This is a genomic window from Actinobacillus vicugnae (assembly GCF_901687125.1).
Classification (GTDB): Bacteria; Pseudomonadota; Gammaproteobacteria; order Enterobacterales; family Pasteurellaceae; genus Actinobacillus; species Actinobacillus vicugnae.
The window spans coordinates 25,246-43,531 of sequence record NZ_CABFJY010000009.1 but is presented as its reverse complement, the minus strand read 5'-3'; the positions used below and the strand labels follow the sequence as shown (position 1 = coordinate 43,531).

Genomic DNA, 18,286 nt, shown 5'->3' with positions numbered 1-18,286 from the left:
ATAAAATATTGCTGAAGGTGCGTATTAGTTAACAAATTTAAATGTTTTCAATGCGTGTAGAATACCGTCTTCTTCAATATGTTTTGTGACGTAATCAGCGTGCTGTTTTAATTCTGCTTCGGCATTTCCCATTGCTACGCTAAAACCAACGGTATCGAACATTTCAATATCATTGAAGCCATCGCCAAATGCCATACTATTTTCAATTTTTAAACCAAAATGTTTGAGTACATCTTCAATTCCACGGGCTTTTGAATTTTCGATACGGAGAATATCCACCGCTTCCGCATTCCAGCGCACCGCTTTAAGATCGTCAGACAATAAACCTGAAGCACGTACTGCTTCGTCACGGCTTTCTGGATAATAAGCAAGCATCTGTACAACGGTATTTTTTAAATAAAAGTCAGGATCAACAACATAATCGACTTTAATTGGCGCAGTAGCAGCACGCACAATTGGATTATCTTCAGATACCGCAATATCGTCAGTACTTACGAAAGCATAAGCAATACCTAATGCACGGAATTTCTCAATACAACGTTCAATTTGGGAGCGAGTTAAGCCGTATTCGCTAATCATTTGATCTTTATAGAAATTGTACTGACCGTTAATTGTTACAAATAATTCAAAACCGTGTTCGCCAATGAGGGGTCTTAATGCTTCAGGAAAGCAGCCAAAGTTACGTCCAGTTGCAATTGCAGGAATAATGCCGTTTGCTTTTAATTGAGGTAAAACTTGTTCGGTAATTGAAGTGGGGATGTAAGCTTTGGATTTGACATAAAGGGTTTCATCAATATCAAAAAAGATGATTTTAATTGGCTCGCTCGGTTGGCTCATAAATAAATGTTTCCTTAATAAAAAAGAGTAAATCAATAAAGATTTTACTCTTTTTTCGATCTATATCGCAAAAAATCTCCTAGGTTTTGCATAAAAGTTTGATAAAACAAAGTGAAAAGGAGAAAAAGATGAATTTTTGGGGATTTAGTTGCATTCATTGCCGTAAGCCATTAGCGCTGGCAAATCATATTATTTGTAGTCATTGCTATCGAAAAATAGAGCAAAGTAGCTATTGTGGTTGTTGTGGTGCGCTTTTGCCTGAGAACCAGCTTCATTGTGGTAATTGTTTGAAGGACGAGCCAAAATGGCATAGTGTTGTACAAGTAGGCTATTATCGACCTCCACTTTCTGAATGGATCCATCGTTTTAAATTTCAGGATCAATTTTGGCTGGATCAGGGATTGGCTCGCTTGTTATTGCTTGCGGTTAAACAAGCACAGCGAACGCATCAATTGGAATTACCTGAGGTGATTTTACCTGTGCCATTGTTTTGGCAGAGAGAGTGGGCGAGGGGATTTAATCAGGCACAGTTATTAGCGTACTATTTATCTCGTTGGCTTGCTATTCCACTAGATACACATAGTTTACTGCGAATTAGAGCAACATCTTCACAACGCCAATTAACCGCCAACGAACGGCGGTGCAATTTAAAAAATGCATTTTGCTATCAGCCAATCCAACCCTATCAAAGCGTAGCGATTATTGATGATGTACTCACCACAGGTTCAACGCTGAACGCAATTTGCGCCGAATTATTAAAACATGGCGTGAAACAAATTCAGGTCTGGGTATTGGCGAGAGCTTAAATCTTAAATAAAGAAACAAGCGGTCGAATTTTTGCAAAAAATAACCGCTTGTGTTGTTTTTTATTTATCGCCAATCAGCTCAAATGTTTAAAATAATCAATAATAAGCTGGCTTGCTATTCTCACTTTTTCCGATTGAATACGTTGTGGGGTGACCAAATACAGTGGGGTTTGAGGTAGTTTCCAATCTGGACATAAAGTAATTAACTCACCCGAATCCAATTGTTTTTGAATATATTGAATGGGCAATTGAGTAACGCCGAAGCCATTTAGTAATAGCGTTTTTGCGGTATTGAGTGAATTACAACTAATTCGATGATAAGGCATAAAAGTTTCATTATCTTTTCCTTTACTCAGCTGAATCGGTAATTGCTTCGAGCTGTTATTTGGATAGCTAATCCAGTCAAGTTTCTCTAATTCGGATAAATTCGAAGGCAACCCATGATGCTTGATATAGTCAGGGTGAGCCACAATTACCCACTCAAAATCATATAAATGACGAGCTACCATATGTTCATCGCTAATATCCCAATGTAATAAAATATCAAATTTTTGTTGTGAAAGTTCAATGAGAGAATCTTTAATAGTAAGCTCTAATTGAATTTCGGGATAATTATCGAGAATACTTTTGAGATGGCCACTTAAAAAAGTATCAATTAGACCACTTACAGAAGCAATTTTTAATTCACCAACAGGTTCGGAATGCAATGCTTCAATGCTACGAATAGCATTTTCTGCAGTTTGTTGAATGTGTGATATATGCTGGTAAAAAATATTTCCAGCATCAGTTAAAGAAAGCTTCCTTGTTGTTCTGCTTAACAGCTTAATTTTTAATTGGTTTTCTAACTTTTTAATCGATTGCGTTACTGCTGAAGGAGTCATGGATAACTTCTCAGCTGCCGCTTGCATAGTTCCTTGCTCTACGACCGTTACAAAGACCAACATTGCCTTGTAATCATACATACAAAATCCTTTATTAAGTTTTGCTTAATAATGTATTAAGCAAAACTAGATTGTTTCGGTGTTTAAAATCATTACAATAACTTTGAAATTTTTACTGTTTGATGTTTTAGCAATAAAATATGTATGTTTTTACACCTTTAGAATTGATGTGAATTCTACGGGATTTTGCTATATTTTCTTAGCGGACTTTTGTATAAAAATAGAAAATATTCTATTTACAATGTAAATCGCTTATGAGTAAATTAAATAGAAAAGTTTCAGTTGTCTCCATGTAGCTATGATTGTTCTTTGCGATATGTAAATCATACATGGAGTATAAGCATAGTGATCAACCGCACTAAACTATTTTAATAGTGATTTATGAAATTATTATTAGAAGTATTTTGTGACTGGTTTTTTCAAAGACGGCCGAAAAGGATTTCCTCGCCGTCTTTTTTCGTTTTAGGCTTTTGCGCAATACACTTTAAATTTGTTGGATTTAGCGATCACTTGGTGCGAACCAAATGCGTTATCCAACAATTCTGGATAAGGTAGGAATGCGTTTGCCACGATACGAAATTCTCCGCCTCGATTTAAGTGGCGTTTCGCCTGTGCGATCAAGGTTTCTACTGCGCAATAAGCGGTATCAATTCCATCGTGAAATGGTGGATTTGAAACAATTAAATCAAAGCGCTCTTCAATATTTGAAAACACATCGCTGGCGATAACTTCGCCTTCAAGCGCATTTACTGCCAAGGTTTTGCGAGTAGATTCCAGCGCCATCGCATGAATATCGGACAGCGTTAATTTTATTTTGCTAAATTGCTGTTTTAGCGTAGCGCCAATCACCCCCGCCCCACAGCCAAGATCCAGTACTTTACCTTTTAAGCGATCAGCTTTGTCAAAGCTAGCCAGTAACAGTTGCGTGCCACAGTCTAATTTTGCCGAACTAAACACAGAGGGTAAAGCAAAAATGTGTAGATCTTGATACTGGTAAGATTTCCAAAACTTCTGACTGTCGAAATTTGGTACATGAGTTAGCTCAAAATGATACAAACCACAGCGACGAGCTGAATCAATCTTCGCAATATTGCCATAATCAGCGAGTAATTTTTCCGCTGAGCGCACACCTGCACGGTTTTCACCAATCACTAACACTTTTTGCCCTGTACTCGCTTGCGAAAGCCATTGGAGTAATTGATATTGGCATTCTTGTTTATTTTTAGTCCAATAGAAAACGGCTAGATCAGCTCTAATTTCACAATTTAAACCAAAACTGACATCGCTATATTGACGAGCATAATCAAAATAGCTACTAAAAATAGCGACACTTTTCGCAGTTGATTTGATTTGATCAGCAAAACGATCACGCACATCACCAAACAACAATACCGATTTATTGGCAAATAATGGCAAATGGCGTGCTAAAACTTCACTTTCAAGAGAGAGCATAAATATCCTTTTATTCCCATATTACAGCAAAAACATTTCCGCATTGTACCGAGTTTTGATACTATTCCCTACTTGTTTTTGCGAGGTATGAGATGAATCGGCGAGATTTGTTATTAAATGAGATGAATATTACGCAATGGGTGCTAACCAAACCGCAAGTCTTAAAAGGCGATGCGCAAATTCGCCTTGATAAAGCGGTGAAGCTTGTTGTGGTATGTGAAGAGAATCATCAAACAAGCGGTCTATTTTTAGATGTTTTACGTACCTTGCAATTGCAGCCGAGTCAGTATCAATGGCTGGATGCAGAACAAGCTCTACGTTTATCTTTTGAACATCAACCGATTTTTTGGTTAATACAAGCAGAGCCACAAGCGCTCGAAATTGCAAAAAAATTTGCAGATCAAACCGCTTGGCAACATACCTCATGGCAAGATTTAACCCAAGTTGAAACAAAACGCCAACTTTGGCAACAAATGGCGATATTTTGCCAGCATTTCGAGGATAATCATGATTGATGTTATTAAGCCATCAGATTTTGACCGCTTGTTTGATATTGAGCAAGCGGCACACCTTGTGCCTTGGAGTAAAGGCACCTTACTGAATAATCAAGGCGATAAATATTTAAATCTGAAACTGACCAAACAACAGCAAATCGTCGCTTTTGCGATTTGCCAAACAGTATTGGACGAGGCTACGCTCTTTAACATTGCGGTTGAGCCAGCGTTTCAGGGTAAGGGCTATGGCAAGTGTTTATTGTTAGAACTAATCGAAAGGTTACGTAACCAAGGGATTTTAACCCTTTGGTTAGAAGTACGAGAATCGAATTTAAACGCCCAAAAATTGTATGATTCAGTGGGCTTTAATCAAGTGACTATTCGCAAAAATTATTATCCAACAGCAACGGGCGGCAGAGAAAATGCTGTGGTGATGGCGCTGTATTTATAAATTATTAGGACACAATAACAATGACTAACGAAACCCCATTACTGACTTTTGAGGAATTAGATTTAGCCCCTCAACTGTTAAAAGCACTGGCTAAAAAAGGCTATAAACGCCCGACAGCAGTTCAAGCAGAAACCATTCCACACGCATTGGACGGACGTGATTTACTTGGTTCAGCGCCAACAGGTACTGGCAAAACTGCCGCATTTTTATTACCCGCTATTCAACATTTGCTGGACTACCCACGTCGTAAACCTGGTGCGCCACGTATTTTAATTTTAACCCCAACCCGTGAACTTGCGATGCAAGTGGCGGAAGAAGCGCAAACCTTTGCGGAATTTACTAAACTCAGCATTGCGACAATTACGGGCGGAGTGGCATACCAAAATCATGGTGAAGTGTTTAACAGCAATCAAGATATTGTGGTCGCTACCCCTGGGCGTTTAATGCAATATATCAAAGAAGAAAATTTTGACTGTCGTGCGGTAGAGATTTTGATCTTTGATGAAGCCGACCGTATGCTCCAAATGGGCTTTGGTCAAGATGCAGAAAAAATTGCCGCAGAAACTCGTTGGCGTAAACACACGTGGTTATTCTCGGCAACGTTAGAAGGCGAATTATTAGTTGATTTTACCGACCGAATTTTAGATAACCCATTAAAAATTGATGCAGAGCCTAGCCGTCGTGAACGTAAAAAAATCCAACAATGGTATTACCATGCGGATAACTTAGATCACAAAACAAAACTGCTTGCCCGTTTAATTTCTTCCTTTGAAATGGAAAAAGCGATTGTATTCGTTCGTCGTCGTGAAGATGTACGTGAATTGAGCGAAACGCTTCGCAAACGTGGACTACGTTCTACTTATTTAGAAGGCGATATGGCACAAAGCCAGCGTAACCAAGCGATTGCCCGTTTAAAAGAAGGCGTGGTGAATGTGTTAGTCGCAACCGATGTTGCCGCTCGTGGTATTGATATTGATGATGTTGATTATGTTATTAATTTTGATTTGCCATACAGTGCAGATACTTATTTACATCGTATCGGGCGTACTGCGCGTGCGGGTAAAAAAGGCTCAGCGATCTCATTGGTGGAAGCGCACGATTACAAACTGCTTGGCAAAATCAAACGTTATACCGAAGAATTGCTGAAAGCACGAGTGATCGAAGGTTTAGCGCCTCGTACTAAAGCGCCAAAAGATGGTGAATTAAATACCACCACCAAAAAAGAAAAAGCGCGTATTAAAAAGCGTAAAGTGGCGAAAAAAGAAGCAGCAAAAACCAAAGTCAAGGTACGTCATAAAGACACTAAAAATGTTGGTAAACGCCGTAAACCTACTTTAGAACAGGCAGCAGCTAAATAAAACAAGCGGTTGAATTTTTGCAAAATTTTGCAGAAATTTGACCGCTTTTGTTTTAGTGATTTATAGGTTTAGCAAAAGGTGAAACAATGGATCTACATAATATTCGAGAAGATTATAGTAAACAAACATTATCACAAGCACATTGTCATGCTGATCCGCTACAGCAATTTGAACTTTGGCTAAATGAAGCCATGTTGGCGAAAGTCAATGAGCCTACCGCAATGAATGTAGCAACTGTGCTTGACGGAAAACCAACCAGCCGCATTGTGCTTTTAAAAGAAGTAAATCCAACAGGATTTGTGTTTTTTACAAATTACCAAAGCCGAAAAGGACAAGCGATTGAACAGAATCCTTATGTTGCCTTAACCTTTTTTTGGGCGGAATTAGAACGCTCGGTGCGGGTTGAGGGACGAATTGAAAAAATTTCAGAAGCGGAATCCGACCGCTATTTTTCTAGCCGTCCTTATACCAGCCGAGTTGGTGCTTGGGCGAGTGCGCAAAGCCAAGTGCTAGCGAGTAAAAGTGAGTTGGTGGCGAAAGCAGCATTGATTGCGGCGAAGCATCCGTTACAAGTGCCTCGTCCTCCACATTGGGGTGGGTATATTGTGTTACCCGAACGTATTGAATTTTGGCAGGGTAGACCAAGTCGTTTACACGACCGAATTTGTTATTGTTTGGTTGAAGGACAATGGCATAAAGAAAGGCTATCGCCATAAAATGGCAGAAAGAAAAAATGGTGGGTAATAATCCCACCATTTTTATTTGAATTGCCTAACCTAGCGTTAGTCAGCCAATTTTGTACCGTAGAGGTAAGTGTAGCCGAATGGACTTTGTTTGTAGTCTTGTACACGTTTACTGGTTGGCGCAAAGTTGATTGAGTGCGCTACATTAATCCATGGCGCTTGTTCTTTTAACAATACTTGCGCTTGTTCGTAGAGCTTTGTACGTTCCGCTTTATCGGATAAACCCAGTGCTTTATCTAATAACGCATCTAACTCAGGGCTGTTAAAGCGTGCGTAGTTACTGTTACCCACATTCGATGAACCGAATAATGGTGATAAGAAGTTATCAGGATCACCATTATCACCAGACCACCCGTAAGTACCTGCAGTTAATTCGCCTGCTTTGGTACGTTTGATATAGTCGCCCCATTCATAGGTAACGAGTTTTGCGTTCACCCCAATTTTTGCCCAGTCCGCTTGAATAATCTCAGACATACGACGTGGGTTTGGGTTTGAAGCTCGCACCACAGGCTGAACCCAAAGTTCGGTTTCAAAACCGTTTGGATAGCCCGCTTCTGCTAATAATTGTTTGGCTTTTTCGATATTGTATTCAGAGTCTGCTACGTTATCGTTATAGCCCCAAATGGTTGGCGGTAATGGATTTTTCGCAGCGATTCCCGCACCTTGGTAAACCACATCAATAATTGCTTTTTTATCCACGGCAAGATTTAATGCTTGGCGAACTTTCACGTTATTAAATGGTGCTTTTTCAGTATTAAATGCCACATAAGCGATATTCAAACCAGGTTGTGAAAGTAATTGTACTTTCGGATCGGTTTTCATTTTTTCAATATCAGTTGCATTTGGGAAATCGATTAAATCACATTGACCTGCTTGTAATTTGGCATAACGCGTGGTTGCATCAGGCACGATTTCAAAAATTAAACGGTCAATATCTGCTTTACCATTCCAGTAATCTTTATGTGCAACATAACGACTCGCTTGATCTAAAACGTAGCCAGTAAATGCAAATGGACCTGTGCCGATAGGGGTGTTATCAATCACTTCAGGCGTACCTGCTTGTAACATTTTATCCGCATATTCCGCCGAATAGATAGAGGTGAAATCCATACCAAGGCTTGATACAAAAGTAGCATCACGTTTGGTTAATGTGAATTTTACTGTGTGATCATCTACTTTTTCGACCGCTTTTAATAAAGTCGGGAATTTCATCGCTTTAAAGTACGGATATGTCGCTTTTGACACCGCGTGATAAGGATGATTTGGATCTAACTGGCGGTTAAATGAAAATAGTACGTCATCTGCATTGAAATCGCGACTTGGTGTGAAATTTTTGTTTGAGTGGAATTTTACCCCTTTACGTAAGTGGAAAGTGTAAGTTAAGCCGTCTTCAGAAACGTCCCAAGATTCAGCTAAAGCGGGTTCGATTTCGGTTGAACCACGTTTAAACTCAACTAAGCGGTTATAAACTTGTTGCGAACTCGCATTGTACGAAATACCATCCATTGCTAGGGCAGGGCTAAGGTGTTGTGGTGAACGGCTTACGCAGTTCACAAAGGTTTTTTCAGCAGTAGTTTTTGCTGTGGTTTTGCTGTCAGTGCTTTTATCATCACAAGCGCTTAGGGCAAGCGCAACTAATACGCCTGTGCTTACTTTTGTTAAAGTCGCTAATTTCATAACTGCCTCTCCAAGTAGGATTAATATTTCAAAATAAAAATTGGCGAGAGATTACCTTTTCTTCAGCATGGAGTAAAGAACAAAAGGCATTTCGTTATAATAAAATGATATAAAAGCGGTCTGATTTTTACCAAGATTTGCAAAAAATTGGCAAAATTAGACCGCTTGTATTGGTAACTAATATCAAAAAATTAATACATTCCCTCACGTTCTTCTCGGGTGCTAATATAGATATTTTTTACTTGGGTATAAGCATCTAACATCATTTGATGGTTTTCACGCCCGATACCAGAAGACTTGTAACCGCCAAATGGTGCGCCTGCTGGCAGAATATTGTAGCAATTCACCCAAATACGCCCTGTTTCAATGGCTCGCGCCACGCGTAATGCACGGTTAATGTCTTTAGTCCAAACCCCGCCACCTAAGCCGTATTCCGAATCGTTTGCCATACGGATAACATCCTCTTCGGTTTTGAATTTAATCACGGTGGCGACAGGTCCGAAAATTTCTTCTTGTGCAATGCGGCTGGTGTTATCTTTCGATTCAATTAAGGTTGGCTCAATAAATTCACCATTCGCAAGGTTTTCAGCTAATACTTTTTTACCACCAGTGATAATACGACAGCCTTCTTGTTCACCAATATTTACATATTTTAGGATGGTATTAAGTTGCCCTGCATTGACTTGTGCACCCATTTGAGTGTCGTCCTCCCACGGTAAACCCACTTTTACTTTACGGAATTCTTCCGCAAGTGCCGCCACAAATTTGTCATAAATACCTTCTTGCACAAAGATTCGAGAACCTGCACAGCAGACTTGTCCTTGATTGAATAAAATGCCTTTTTGAGCGCCTTCTAATGCTTTATCGAATGGCATATCATCAAAGAAAATATTTGCCGATTTGCCTCCTAATTCAAGCGTGGCTGGGATCAGTAATTCTGCGGCTGAAATCGCAATATGACGTCCAATTTCCGTTGAGCCCGTAAAGGCTAATTTATTAAAGCCTTTATGGTGCAACATATATTCACCCGATTTTGAACCTTTACCTGTAATGACATTTAACACGCCTTTTGGCAACAGGTGATTAATTTTTTGTGCGAAGGACAATAAACTGAGGGAAGTTGTGCTAGAAGGGTGAATGACTACGGTACAGCCTGCGGCCAACGCGGGTGCAATTTTCCATGCAGCCATTAAGAACGGGAAATTCCACGGAATAATTTGCCCAACCACGCCAATTGGCTCACGTAGCACCAATGAAAGTTCTTCTTGATTGATTTGATTTAAACTGCCTTCGTGCGCACGAATTGCACTCGCGAAGTAGTGGAAATGATCGGAGGCTAACGGAATATCAGCGGCTCTTGTTTCACGAATAGGTTTACCGTTATCTAAGGTTTCTTGCAAAGCAAATAGCTCGCTATGCTCATCAATCATATCGGCAATTTTATTTAAAATCGCCGCACGTTCAGCAACAGTAGTTTTACGCCAAGATTTAAATGCTTGTTGTGCCGCAGCTACTGCTGCATCAACATCCACATCTGTTGCATCCACAAAGTGCGCTAATACTTCACCATTTGCTGGATTATAGGAAGCGAGTAGCTCGTTACCACTGCCTTGAGTCCATTCACCATTGATTAATAAGCCATAAGTTTTATCAAAAACATTGAGATCTTTCATTGTCTGCTCCTTGGTTTATCACGGGAAATAAACTGTTACTATTTTAGCAATATACGCCTGAAATTTGTTCTTACAATGTTTTTGTTAAAAAAATGTGAAAAGTGTGAAGTGCTTCTCAAAAGCGGTTAAATTTAGCAATAATTTTGCAAAAAAGGACGCCGTAGCGTCCTTCTTGACAGAAAATCTGATTATTGTTTTGGTGCACCGATTGGTAATACTGTACGACCGAAGCTTTCATTGATGATTTCAGCAGCCGCTAAGTAGAACGCTAACAATGCAGTTAATAAACCGAAGTTACCGCCGATATGTGTGATTGAGTGATCACCAGTGAAATCACCTGTTGCTAATAAGTAGAAAGTGATGGTTAGGCTTAAGAAAATAGCTTGTAATGCACGTGCTTTTGCTAAAGTACCGATAAACATCATGAATGTGAATGTACCCCAAGCGATTAAGTACCAACCGATAAATGGCGCAGTTACACCTTCAGTGAAGAATACTTTGAATAATGCGAATGACCACCAGAACGCACCGTAGCTAGTGAATGCTGTAAAGCCAAAAGTGTTACCTTTTGAAAATTCGAACATACCAGCGATCATCTGTGCAGTACCACCGAAAGCAAAACCCATTGCAAGCACTAAGCCCACGTTTTCGCCACCGAATGTACCGTTGTTGATTAAGCTAAGTAACCAAGTTGTTAAAGCAAAACCGCATAAACCTAATGGACCTGGATTTGCAGTTAAAGCGTTATGATTTGACATTTAAGACCTCGAGTCGTTGTTTAATGTTTAAAAAAATTCGCCCTTCCACAAGGAAGGACGTTTGAGTTATAAGAAATAACAAGCGGTCGTTATTTCTTTAAATTTTGCAAATGGTAATTTGCGAATTTATTTGCCTGTTTTTAGCAAATTCCAGTATTTTTCGTAGATTTCAACCGCTTGACCTACGTCTGCTTGTAAGATGCCTTTATTAATTTCTTCCTTAGGCGGAAAAATTAGCGGGTCATTTGCAAGCTCTGGAGAAAGTAAGCTTCTTACACCTTCATTTGGCATAGAAAAGCCCATAGTTTCGATCACTTCTTTCGCACTTTCTGGACGTAACAAGAAATCGATAAATTTATGTGCGGCTTCTTTGTTTTGTGCGCCTTTTGGAATCACATAGTTATCCATCCAAATCACAGCCCCTTCTTTCGGGAATACAAATTTCAGATCTAGGTTTTCGCTTTTGGCACGATGAGCAGAGCCGCTCCATTGCATTCCCACTGCGACTTCGCCTTGTAAATAAGGCATTTCTGGTGAATCTGAATTAAATACCAATACATTTGGCATCAGCTTTTGCAAGCGTTGGTAAGCATTTTGAATGTCTTGCTCATTCTCGCTGTTTGGTGATTTGCCATCAAGTAACAGTGCAATATGGAACACTTCACGTGGATCATTCATCAGCAATAATTTGCCTTTGTATTCATCACGCCATAAATCACCCCAGCTAGAAATGGTCGTTGGATCAAAATCCTGCGAATTAACCCCAATTCCCGTTAGCCCGTAAACATAAGGCAATGAATATTTATTCTCAGGATCAAATGGCTTAGCCATTAATTCAGGCGTAACATTATGCAAATTGGTTAATTTGCTTTTATCTAGCTCAGCCAGCATGCCTTCTTTTGCCATTTTGCCAACGTAATAGCTGGAAGGAAATACGATGTCATAACCTTTTGAATCTGAAAGCTTTAATTTTGAATACATTTCTTCATTGCTTTCAAAGGTGGAATAAATCACCTCAATGCCTGTTTCTTTTTTGAATTGCTCCAATAACGATGAAGGCACATATTCTGTCCAGTTATAAACGTATAATTTCTCAGCAGCTTGGGCGCTGAATGCTGAAAATGCTAAGCCAAGTAGCGCAAGTTTTGCTAAAAATGCACGACCGAATTTAATCAATTTTTTGTCCTCTGCAAAAGATCCATAAAAAAACCAGGAGTGTCACCTAGCCCAAAGGCGTCGAATTATATAGATAACTTGCATTACTTTCTATAAATAGTGCTTAAAATTGCAAATTTTTTTGGAAATTTAACCGCTTACTCTTTAAACGCTAATAAGTTTTAATTAGAATTGCTTTTATTTATTTCGGAGTTTTTGTGTTTTTAATTGAAAATGCGACTTTTAAGATTCCTAGTCGCACCTTGCTACATCCTATTTCACTGCGATTTGAGCAAGGCAAAGTGTATGGATTAATCGGACACAACGGCTCGGGCAAATCTACTCTTATTAAATTACTCGCCAAACAAAATCCTTATTCATCAGGCAAAATTTTATTTGATCAGCAAGAACTTAGCCTTTGGTCATCTCGAGAATTTGCTAAACAAGTAGCTTATCTTCCACAACATCTTCCACAAGCAACCAATTTAACCGCTAGAGAGCTAATTGCGATGGGGCGCTATGCTTGGAACGGTTTATTTGGTTCAAACAAACAAAAAGATCATGAGGCAATAGAACGGGCATTGGCGCTTACCCATACCGAAAAATTTGCTGATCAGTTGGTTGATACCCTTTCTGGTGGTGAACGTTCTCGCATTTGGTTGGCGATGCTATTGGCGCAACAAAGTAAGTTTTTATTGCTTGATGAGCCGCTTGCCGCATTAGATATTGCCCACCAAGTCGAAGTGATGGAGCTGGTAAAAAAATTAGCACATGAGCTAAATTTAGGCGTGATTATTGTGATTCATGATATTAATTTGGCGGCTCGTTATTGCGATCAGCTAGTGGCATTACATAGCGGTAAATTATTAGCACAAGGTGATGCGTTTGAGATTGTAAATAGCTCGAAACTCAAACAGATTTACGGCATTGAACTGAATGTGATCGAACACCCACACACCAAACGACCAGTGAGTTTCTATTAATGATTAAGCAAATGTATTGGCGCAAGCAACAGGTTTTTCCGCATAAGCTAACAAGGAATAATCGCTTACAAGCGGTCGCTTTTTTATGGTTTTTTACCCTTTTTGCCAGTACGATTTTTAGCTCGAAAGTACAGGCGAAATCCTTTGCTACCTTGGATTGGACAGTGGCGGAAACGCTGATCGCATTAGGCGAGAGACCTGTGGCGGTGGGCGGTGTGAAAAGCTATCAGCAGTGGGTTAGTCAGCCTGCGTTACCTGCGGAAACTTTAGATCTTGGTGTGCGTCTACAACCCAATCCAGAACAACTTTTAGCGCTGAAGCAAGACAATCACGATTTGCATTTTATTAATAGCGGTTTTTATGCTCAAGCTACGCCAACGTTAGCGCCGTTTTCAGAAGTTTCATTGGTCGATTTCTACCAAGCAGGCGATGCGTGGTACAACATGGTGAACGCCAGCCAAAAAGTGGCGCAATTGGTAAATAGAGAACGGCAGTTTGAACAGCTTATGGCGGATTATTGGCAAAAAATTGCTGAAATTCGACCGCTTGTTCAACCTTATTTGACACGTCCAATTGCTTTAGTACAGTTTATCGACACTCGTCATTTGCGCATTTACGCCCCGAATAGCCCATTTGGTGCGGTGTTGACCCAACTTGGCTTTACTAATGCGTGGCAAGGCTCACAAAATTTATGGGGCTTTGAAACGATTGAAGTTACTCAATTGGCAAAGCTAGCGCCGAATAGCCGTTTTGTAGTGGTGAAACCTTACCCTGCCAATATTGGCTCTGCGTTGCAATACAATACACTGTGGCAACATTTAGCAATGGCGAAAGATCCGCTGATTCTACCCGCTGTTTGGACTTTTGGCGCGATTCCTTCGGCACAACGTTTTGCTGAAGTCTTTGCCAATGGCTTAATGCATGGAGGAGAGCAATGGTAAAGCAGATTAGTGCGCTCTTTATTGGATTAGCGATACTTTTCATTGGTTTGTTTGTGATTAATTTACGTCTGCAATTACCAAGCGGGGCAACATTTAGCGAACTATTTTTACCAACTGAAAATTTAGATCTGTTATTGTTACAAAGCTACATTCTGCCGCGTATTGTGATCGCTTTATTCGCAGGTGGCATTTTGGGATTAGCAAGTTTGTTGCTTCAACAAGTCATGGCGAATCCATTGGCTTCAGATAATACTTTAGGGATTAGCAGTGGTGCGCAATTTGCATTATTTTTGACCGCTATCTTTTTACCTGATTGGCTAGAAAATGGCTCAAGTGCGGTCGCATTAGCGGGCGCGATATTAAGCCTTATATTAGTGCTCAGTTTAGCTATGCGAAAAACGATGTCACCGTTATTACTGATTTTGGCAGGCTTGGTGGTCAATCTCTATTTTGGCTCGTTTTCGGCGTTAATGATGTTGTTTTACCCCGAAGAAGCACGAGGTTTGGCACAATGGGGGGCGGGTTCGCTGGTGCAAGAAAGCTGGCGAGATTCGTTATTGCTTATGGCGCAAAGTCTGCCAGCACTGTGCTTAATTGGCGTGTTTATTCGTCCACTCACGATGTTAGTACTGAATGATGCCAATGCGCAGAGCTTAGGCGTACCTGTGGCAAAACTGCGTGTGGTCGGTGTATTGATCGCTGCATTTCTTATTGCGGTGGTTGTGGCAAAAGTAGGGATGTTAGGTTTTATCGGCTTGGCTTCGGCAACCATTGTGCGCCAGTTAAATATTCGCCGTTTTAGCATTCAGCTAGTTGCTGCTTTTGCGATGGGCGCTTTATTGCTAGCAAATACCGATTTGCTATTACAGTTACTTGTCTATTTTAGTGGTATCAATTTGCCGACAGGGGCAGTGGTCGCCTTATTAGGCACGCCGTTATTATTGTGGCTGATGTTTAGCGCCTTGCCACAAACAGGGCGATTACAAGAAGCCGATTCGCAAAAAATTCACCAATTTAGACCGCTTGTTTTAGCGCTTATTTTAGCAGGATTGCTATTAGCAATTTGTTTATCGCTATTGCTAGGCAACAGTGGAAATGGCTGGCACTGGGCGCAACAAAGCGAGTTGATTGCATTACGAATGCCTCGAATGATGGTTGCGCTAGCAGTCGGTATTTTGCTCGCGGTAGCGGGGGTGATTTTGCAACGCTTAACTTTAAATCCTACGGCAAGCCCTGAATTGCTAGGGGTCTCTTCTGGCACTTCGATGGGCATTTTAATTATGCTGTTTATGTTTAGCGTTCAGCAAACGGAATGGTTCTATTTAGCAGGCATTATTGGGGCGTGCGTAGCGTTAGTGATTTTAACTGCGATTAATCAGCGCAGCGGAATGTTGCCTGAAAAAGTATTGCTCACAGGAATTAGCCTGTCTGCGCTGTTTGACACGCTACAACGTTTGGCAATTGCCAGTGGTGATCCTCGAGCAAATCAATTAATTTCGTGGACATCGGGTTCTACCCAAAATGTCGCAAATGAATTTGCCGTTGGCTTACTAGCGGTCAGTTTTCTGCTACTTTTTGCAAGTTTGGTTTTTAGCCGCTGGTTGGCAATTTTGGTACTACAAGCCCCGATGGCACAAGCGCTTGGCTTAAATCTAAAACAAGTGCGTGGCTGGCTAATTTTTTTTAGTGCGCTACTTACTGCACTGGCAACATTGGTTATCGGGCCACTCAGTTTTATTGGATTACTCGTGCCACAAATCACTCGCTTTCTGGGAGTGAGAAAAGTGGTGCCACAGATTTTTATCTCTGCCTGTTTAGGCGGATTGATTATGACACTCGCCGATTGGCTTGGCAGACAATTGCTGTTCCCGTATGAAATCCCTGCGGGACTTGTTGCCACCTTAGTCGGCGGAACTTATTTCTTATGTATTGTAAGAAGAGTTTAGGACAAATTTATTAACTACAATTTAGGATGAATAAAATGAAGAAAACATTTTTCTATTCAACAGTTGCTTCAGCCGTAGCATTAGCGATCTCGCCAGTGATGGCGGAAGAAACGGTTGTGTTGGATGAGGTTGACGTAGTTGGCTCAATTAACAAAATTGGTCAGGGCGTTGAATTCTTATCAGCACAATCCAATGCGGTTATCAATGCAGATCAAATTAAAGCATCTGGCGCTAAAAAAGTTGATGAAGTATTGAAATATGAAGCAGGCGTTCAAGTGGGTAGCTATGGTAATGATACAAAGCAAGAATGGATGAAAATCCGAGGTTTTGATCCAAGCCTTGTTATTGATGGTGCGCCAGTTGCAGATCATGGCTTTTATCGCACGATGCCAAATACTTATGGGATCGAAGCGATCGAAATTGTAAAAGGTGCTGATTCTATTACTTATGGTGCGGCACAAACAGGTGGCTTAGTAAATATCGTAACTAAGCGCCCAACTCAAGAAGCACAGGGTGAAATTGGTGTAAATTACGGAACACAGGGCTATCGTGGAGTATTTGGTGATTATAGTGGCGCTTTAACATCAGATAACCGTATTCGTTACCGTTTAGTTGGAGATTATAATCATCGTGAAGGCGATACTAACGGACGCACAGATAACTATTATTTTGCACCTAGCCTGACCCTAGACTTATCAAAAAATACGAATATCACGCTATTAAGTAGCTTTTCTCGCCAAGTAGGTAATCCTACAAGTGTACATATGCCTGCAAATGGTACGTTATTTCCAACTTCTGTAGGAAAAATTGCACGTGGTACGGATTATAGTGAACCAAATGATGAATATGTAAAACGTAATGTGTGGCATTTGGGTTATGAATTTAACCACGATTTTGGTGATGGATTGAAATTTAGTCAAAATTATCACTTTACTCAACAACAGCTTGATTGGTTAGGTGTATTTGCATGGAGTTCAGATGGCGCACGTACCGCTTACCGAGGCTATTCTTATACCGACGGTAAAGTAAAAACTCATACGGTAGATAACCGTTTGAGCAAAAAATGGCAAGGTGAAAATTGGTCAAATACCTTATTAGGTGGAGTGGACTATGTGCATTCAAAAACAACAGGGCTTAATAATGGTTTCGGCTTAGTAAATCCAACCGATTTGTTTAATCCTGTAGCAGGGAATAGTGGCGTAGTAAAAGCTGGATCTATTTATGATAACAAACAGCGCCAAAATGGCTTTTATTTACGTGATCAATTTACTTACGGTAATTTTGTAGGAAATGTAGGAATTCGCCGTGATAAGGCTTATGGATATACGGTAAATAGTGCTTCTGTATCCAATTACGATACTTACCATACCTCTCACCAAGCAAGTGCGATGTATAACTTTGACATTGGAGTGTCACCTTATGTTAGTTATTCTGAATCATTCCGACCATTAGCGGGAGTGGACAGTAATAATAACTTGTATAAACCATATGAAGGTCAGCAATATGAAGCAGGATTGAAATTATTACCAAGTTGGTTAGACGGTAAAATCTCCTTTGCTTATTTTCATTTAAAAGAAAAAAATGCTCTAGTTGCAGATGCAAGTGCGATTCAGCGACAGGTGGGGGAGCGTGTAAGTAAAGGTATTGAAATTCAAGCTGATGCCAATTTAACTGAAAATATCAGTGCAGCTGTTTCTTATGCCTATACAAAAGCTGAACAAGATATAAGTGCAACCAAAAAAGTACGAGCAGCACTTGTTCCTCGTCATCAAGCAAGCGCTCAGCTCAATTACCACTTTAAAGATAATACTTTAAATGGTTTAACAGTTGGAACTGCGGTTCGTTATGTGGGAACAACTGTGGATGAACAATACTTCCCAGGCTATAAAGTTCCTGCTTATACGCTAGTAGATTTATCAGCTCAGTATGAATTTGCCAAAAATTGGCGTGCACAGTTAAATATCACGAATTTAACCGATAAAAAATACTTAGCTGGCTGTGACTATTATTGCTACTTCGGTGCTGAGCGTAGCGTTAGTGGTTCATTAAGCTATAAATTCTAATTTGCAAA

16 protein-coding genes are annotated in these 18,286 nt (G+C 40.2%); 9 read left to right on the top strand and 7 right to left on the bottom strand.

Annotated elements, in window-relative coordinates:
• Nucleotides 1–24: 24 nt before the first annotated feature.
• Nucleotides 25–837, bottom strand: coding sequence for a Cof-type HAD-IIB family hydrolase (locus F8M47_RS02795; RefSeq protein WP_150538699.1), 813 nt, complete (start codon nt 835–837; stop codon nt 25–27).
• A gap of 128 nt (nt 838–965) precedes the next feature.
• On the opposite strand from F8M47_RS02795, the gene F8M47_RS02790 reads away from it, so the two are divergent.
• A complete protein-coding gene (locus F8M47_RS02790; RefSeq protein ID WP_150538698.1) occupies nt 966–1,643 on the top strand; it encodes a phosphoribosyltransferase family protein in 678 nt (225 codons plus the stop codon).
• Between the two features lie 74 nt (nt 1,644–1,717).
• Here F8M47_RS02790 and F8M47_RS02785 read toward each other — a convergent pair whose 3' ends face one another.
• A complete protein-coding gene (locus F8M47_RS02785; protein WP_150538697.1) occupies nt 1,718–2,605 on the bottom strand; it encodes a LysR family transcriptional regulator in 888 nt (295 codons plus the stop codon).
• A 441-nt stretch (nt 2,606–3,046) separates the two neighbouring features.
• Complete coding sequence (rsmC, locus tag F8M47_RS02780; RefSeq protein ID WP_150538696.1) at nt 3,047–4,036, bottom strand: 16S rRNA (guanine(1207)-N(2))-methyltransferase RsmC; 990 nt, start codon at nt 4,034–4,036, stop codon at nt 3,047–3,049.
• A 92-nt stretch (nt 4,037–4,128) separates the two neighbouring features.
• On the opposite strand from rsmC, the gene F8M47_RS02775 reads away from it, so the two are divergent.
• The 4 genes from F8M47_RS02775 to pdxH all read left to right on the top strand — a co-directional run bounded on the left by F8M47_RS02775 (nt 4,129) and on the right by pdxH (nt 7,055).
• The gene (locus F8M47_RS02775; RefSeq protein WP_150538695.1) at nt 4,129–4,551 is read left to right on the top strand and encodes a DNA polymerase III subunit psi; all 423 of its coding nucleotides are present in this window, start codon (nt 4,129–4,131) and stop codon (nt 4,549–4,551) included.
• Nucleotides 4,544–4,981 (top strand): ribosomal protein S18-alanine N-acetyltransferase, encoded by a 438-nt coding sequence (gene rimI, locus F8M47_RS02770; RefSeq protein ID WP_150538694.1) that lies wholly within the window; start codon nt 4,544–4,546, stop codon nt 4,979–4,981. The genes F8M47_RS02775 and rimI overlap by 8 nt, the downstream gene beginning before the upstream one ends.
• 20 nt (nt 4,982–5,001) lie before the next feature.
• On the top strand, nt 5,002–6,339 hold the full coding sequence (gene srmB / locus F8M47_RS02765) for an ATP-dependent RNA helicase SrmB (protein ID WP_150538693.1): 1,338 nt from the start codon (nt 5,002–5,004) through the stop codon (nt 6,337–6,339).
• A gap of 86 nt (nt 6,340–6,425) precedes the next feature.
• The gene (gene pdxH / locus F8M47_RS02760; protein WP_150538692.1) at nt 6,426–7,055 is read left to right on the top strand and encodes a pyridoxamine 5'-phosphate oxidase; all 630 of its coding nucleotides are present in this window, start codon (nt 6,426–6,428) and stop codon (nt 7,053–7,055) included.
• A gap of 66 nt (nt 7,056–7,121) precedes the next feature.
• On the opposite strand, the gene F8M47_RS02755 is transcribed toward pdxH, so the two are convergent.
• The 4 genes from F8M47_RS02755 to F8M47_RS02740 form a co-directional block, all read right to left on the bottom strand.
• Nucleotides 7,122–8,759 carry an ABC transporter substrate-binding protein gene (locus tag F8M47_RS02755; RefSeq protein ID WP_150538691.1) on the bottom strand — a complete coding sequence of 546 codons (1,638 nt, stop codon included), beginning with the start codon at nt 8,757–8,759 and terminating at the stop codon, nt 7,122–7,124.
• 191 nt (nt 8,760–8,950) lie between these two features.
• On the bottom strand, nt 8,951–10,432 hold the full coding sequence (locus tag F8M47_RS02750) for an aldehyde dehydrogenase family protein (RefSeq protein WP_150538690.1): 1,482 nt from the start codon (nt 10,430–10,432) through the stop codon (nt 8,951–8,953).
• A gap of 188 nt (nt 10,433–10,620) precedes the next feature.
• Entirely contained in the window at nt 10,621–11,190 is a 570-nt protein-coding gene (locus F8M47_RS02745) for an acetate uptake transporter (protein WP_150538689.1), read from the bottom strand.
• A gap of 126 nt (nt 11,191–11,316) precedes the next feature.
• On the bottom strand, nt 11,317–12,366 hold the full coding sequence (locus F8M47_RS02740; protein ID WP_150538688.1) for an extracellular solute-binding protein: 1,050 nt from the start codon (nt 12,364–12,366) through the stop codon (nt 11,317–11,319).
• A 197-nt stretch (nt 12,367–12,563) separates the two neighbouring features.
• On the opposite strand from F8M47_RS02740, the gene F8M47_RS02735 reads away from it, so the two are divergent.
• The 4 genes from F8M47_RS02735 to F8M47_RS02720 are packed head-to-tail and all read left to right on the top strand — an operon-like array spanning nt 12,564 to nt 18,278.
• Nucleotides 12,564–13,328 (top strand): ABC transporter ATP-binding protein, encoded by a 765-nt coding sequence (locus F8M47_RS02735; RefSeq protein WP_150538687.1) that lies wholly within the window; start codon nt 12,564–12,566, stop codon nt 13,326–13,328.
• Between the two features lie 11 nt (nt 13,329–13,339).
• On the top strand, nt 13,340–14,269 hold the full coding sequence (locus F8M47_RS02730) for an iron-siderophore ABC transporter substrate-binding protein (RefSeq protein WP_208790025.1): 930 nt from the start codon (nt 13,340–13,342) through the stop codon (nt 14,267–14,269).
• Nucleotides 14,263–16,215, top strand: a complete 1,953-nt coding sequence (gene fhuB / locus F8M47_RS02725) for a Fe(3+)-hydroxamate ABC transporter permease FhuB (RefSeq protein WP_150538685.1) — start codon at nt 14,263–14,265, stop codon at nt 16,213–16,215. The genes F8M47_RS02730 and fhuB overlap by 7 nt, the downstream gene beginning before the upstream one ends.
• Nucleotides 16,216–16,250: 35 nt before the next feature.
• On the top strand, nt 16,251–18,278 hold the full coding sequence (locus tag F8M47_RS02720) for a TonB-dependent siderophore receptor (RefSeq protein WP_150538684.1): 2,028 nt from the start codon (nt 16,251–16,253) through the stop codon (nt 18,276–18,278).
• The last annotated feature ends 8 nt before the right edge of the window (nt 18,279–18,286 follow it).

Excerpts from the sequence above, each read along its gene's own strand:
- fhuB (WP_150538685.1), top strand. The coding sequence starts at position 14,263 with ATGGTAAAGCAGATTAGTGCGCTCTTTATTGGATTAGCGATACTTTTC.
- srmB (WP_150538693.1), top strand. The coding sequence starts at position 5,002 with ATGACTAACGAAACCCCATTACTGACTTTTGAGGAATTAGATTTAGCC.
- F8M47_RS02775 (WP_150538695.1), top strand. The coding sequence starts at position 4,129 with ATGAATCGGCGAGATTTGTTATTAAATGAGATGAATATTACGCAATGG.
- F8M47_RS02730 (WP_208790025.1), top strand. The coding sequence starts at position 13,340 with ATGTATTGGCGCAAGCAACAGGTTTTTCCGCATAAGCTAACAAGGAAT.
- rsmC (WP_150538696.1), bottom strand. The coding sequence starts at position 4,036 with ATGCTCTCTCTTGAAAGTGAAGTTTTAGCACGCCATTTGCCATTATTT.
- F8M47_RS02795 (WP_150538699.1), bottom strand. The coding sequence starts at position 837 with ATGAGCCAACCGAGCGAGCCAATTAAAATCATCTTTTTTGATATTGAT.
- rimI (WP_150538694.1), top strand. The coding sequence starts at position 4,544 with ATGATTGATGTTATTAAGCCATCAGATTTTGACCGCTTGTTTGATATT.
- F8M47_RS02755 (WP_150538691.1), bottom strand. The coding sequence starts at position 8,759 with ATGAAATTAGCGACTTTAACAAAAGTAAGCACAGGCGTATTAGTTGCG.
- F8M47_RS02785 (WP_150538697.1), bottom strand. The coding sequence starts at position 2,605 with ATGTATGATTACAAGGCAATGTTGGTCTTTGTAACGGTCGTAGAGCAA.
- pdxH (WP_150538692.1), top strand. The coding sequence starts at position 6,426 with ATGGATCTACATAATATTCGAGAAGATTATAGTAAACAAACATTATCA.
- F8M47_RS02745 (WP_150538689.1), bottom strand. The coding sequence starts at position 11,190 with ATGTCAAATCATAACGCTTTAACTGCAAATCCAGGTCCATTAGGTTTA.
- F8M47_RS02750 (WP_150538690.1), bottom strand. The coding sequence starts at position 10,432 with ATGAAAGATCTCAATGTTTTTGATAAAACTTATGGCTTATTAATCAAT.
- F8M47_RS02790 (WP_150538698.1), top strand. The coding sequence starts at position 966 with ATGAATTTTTGGGGATTTAGTTGCATTCATTGCCGTAAGCCATTAGCG.
- F8M47_RS02720 (WP_150538684.1), top strand. The coding sequence starts at position 16,251 with ATGAAGAAAACATTTTTCTATTCAACAGTTGCTTCAGCCGTAGCATTA.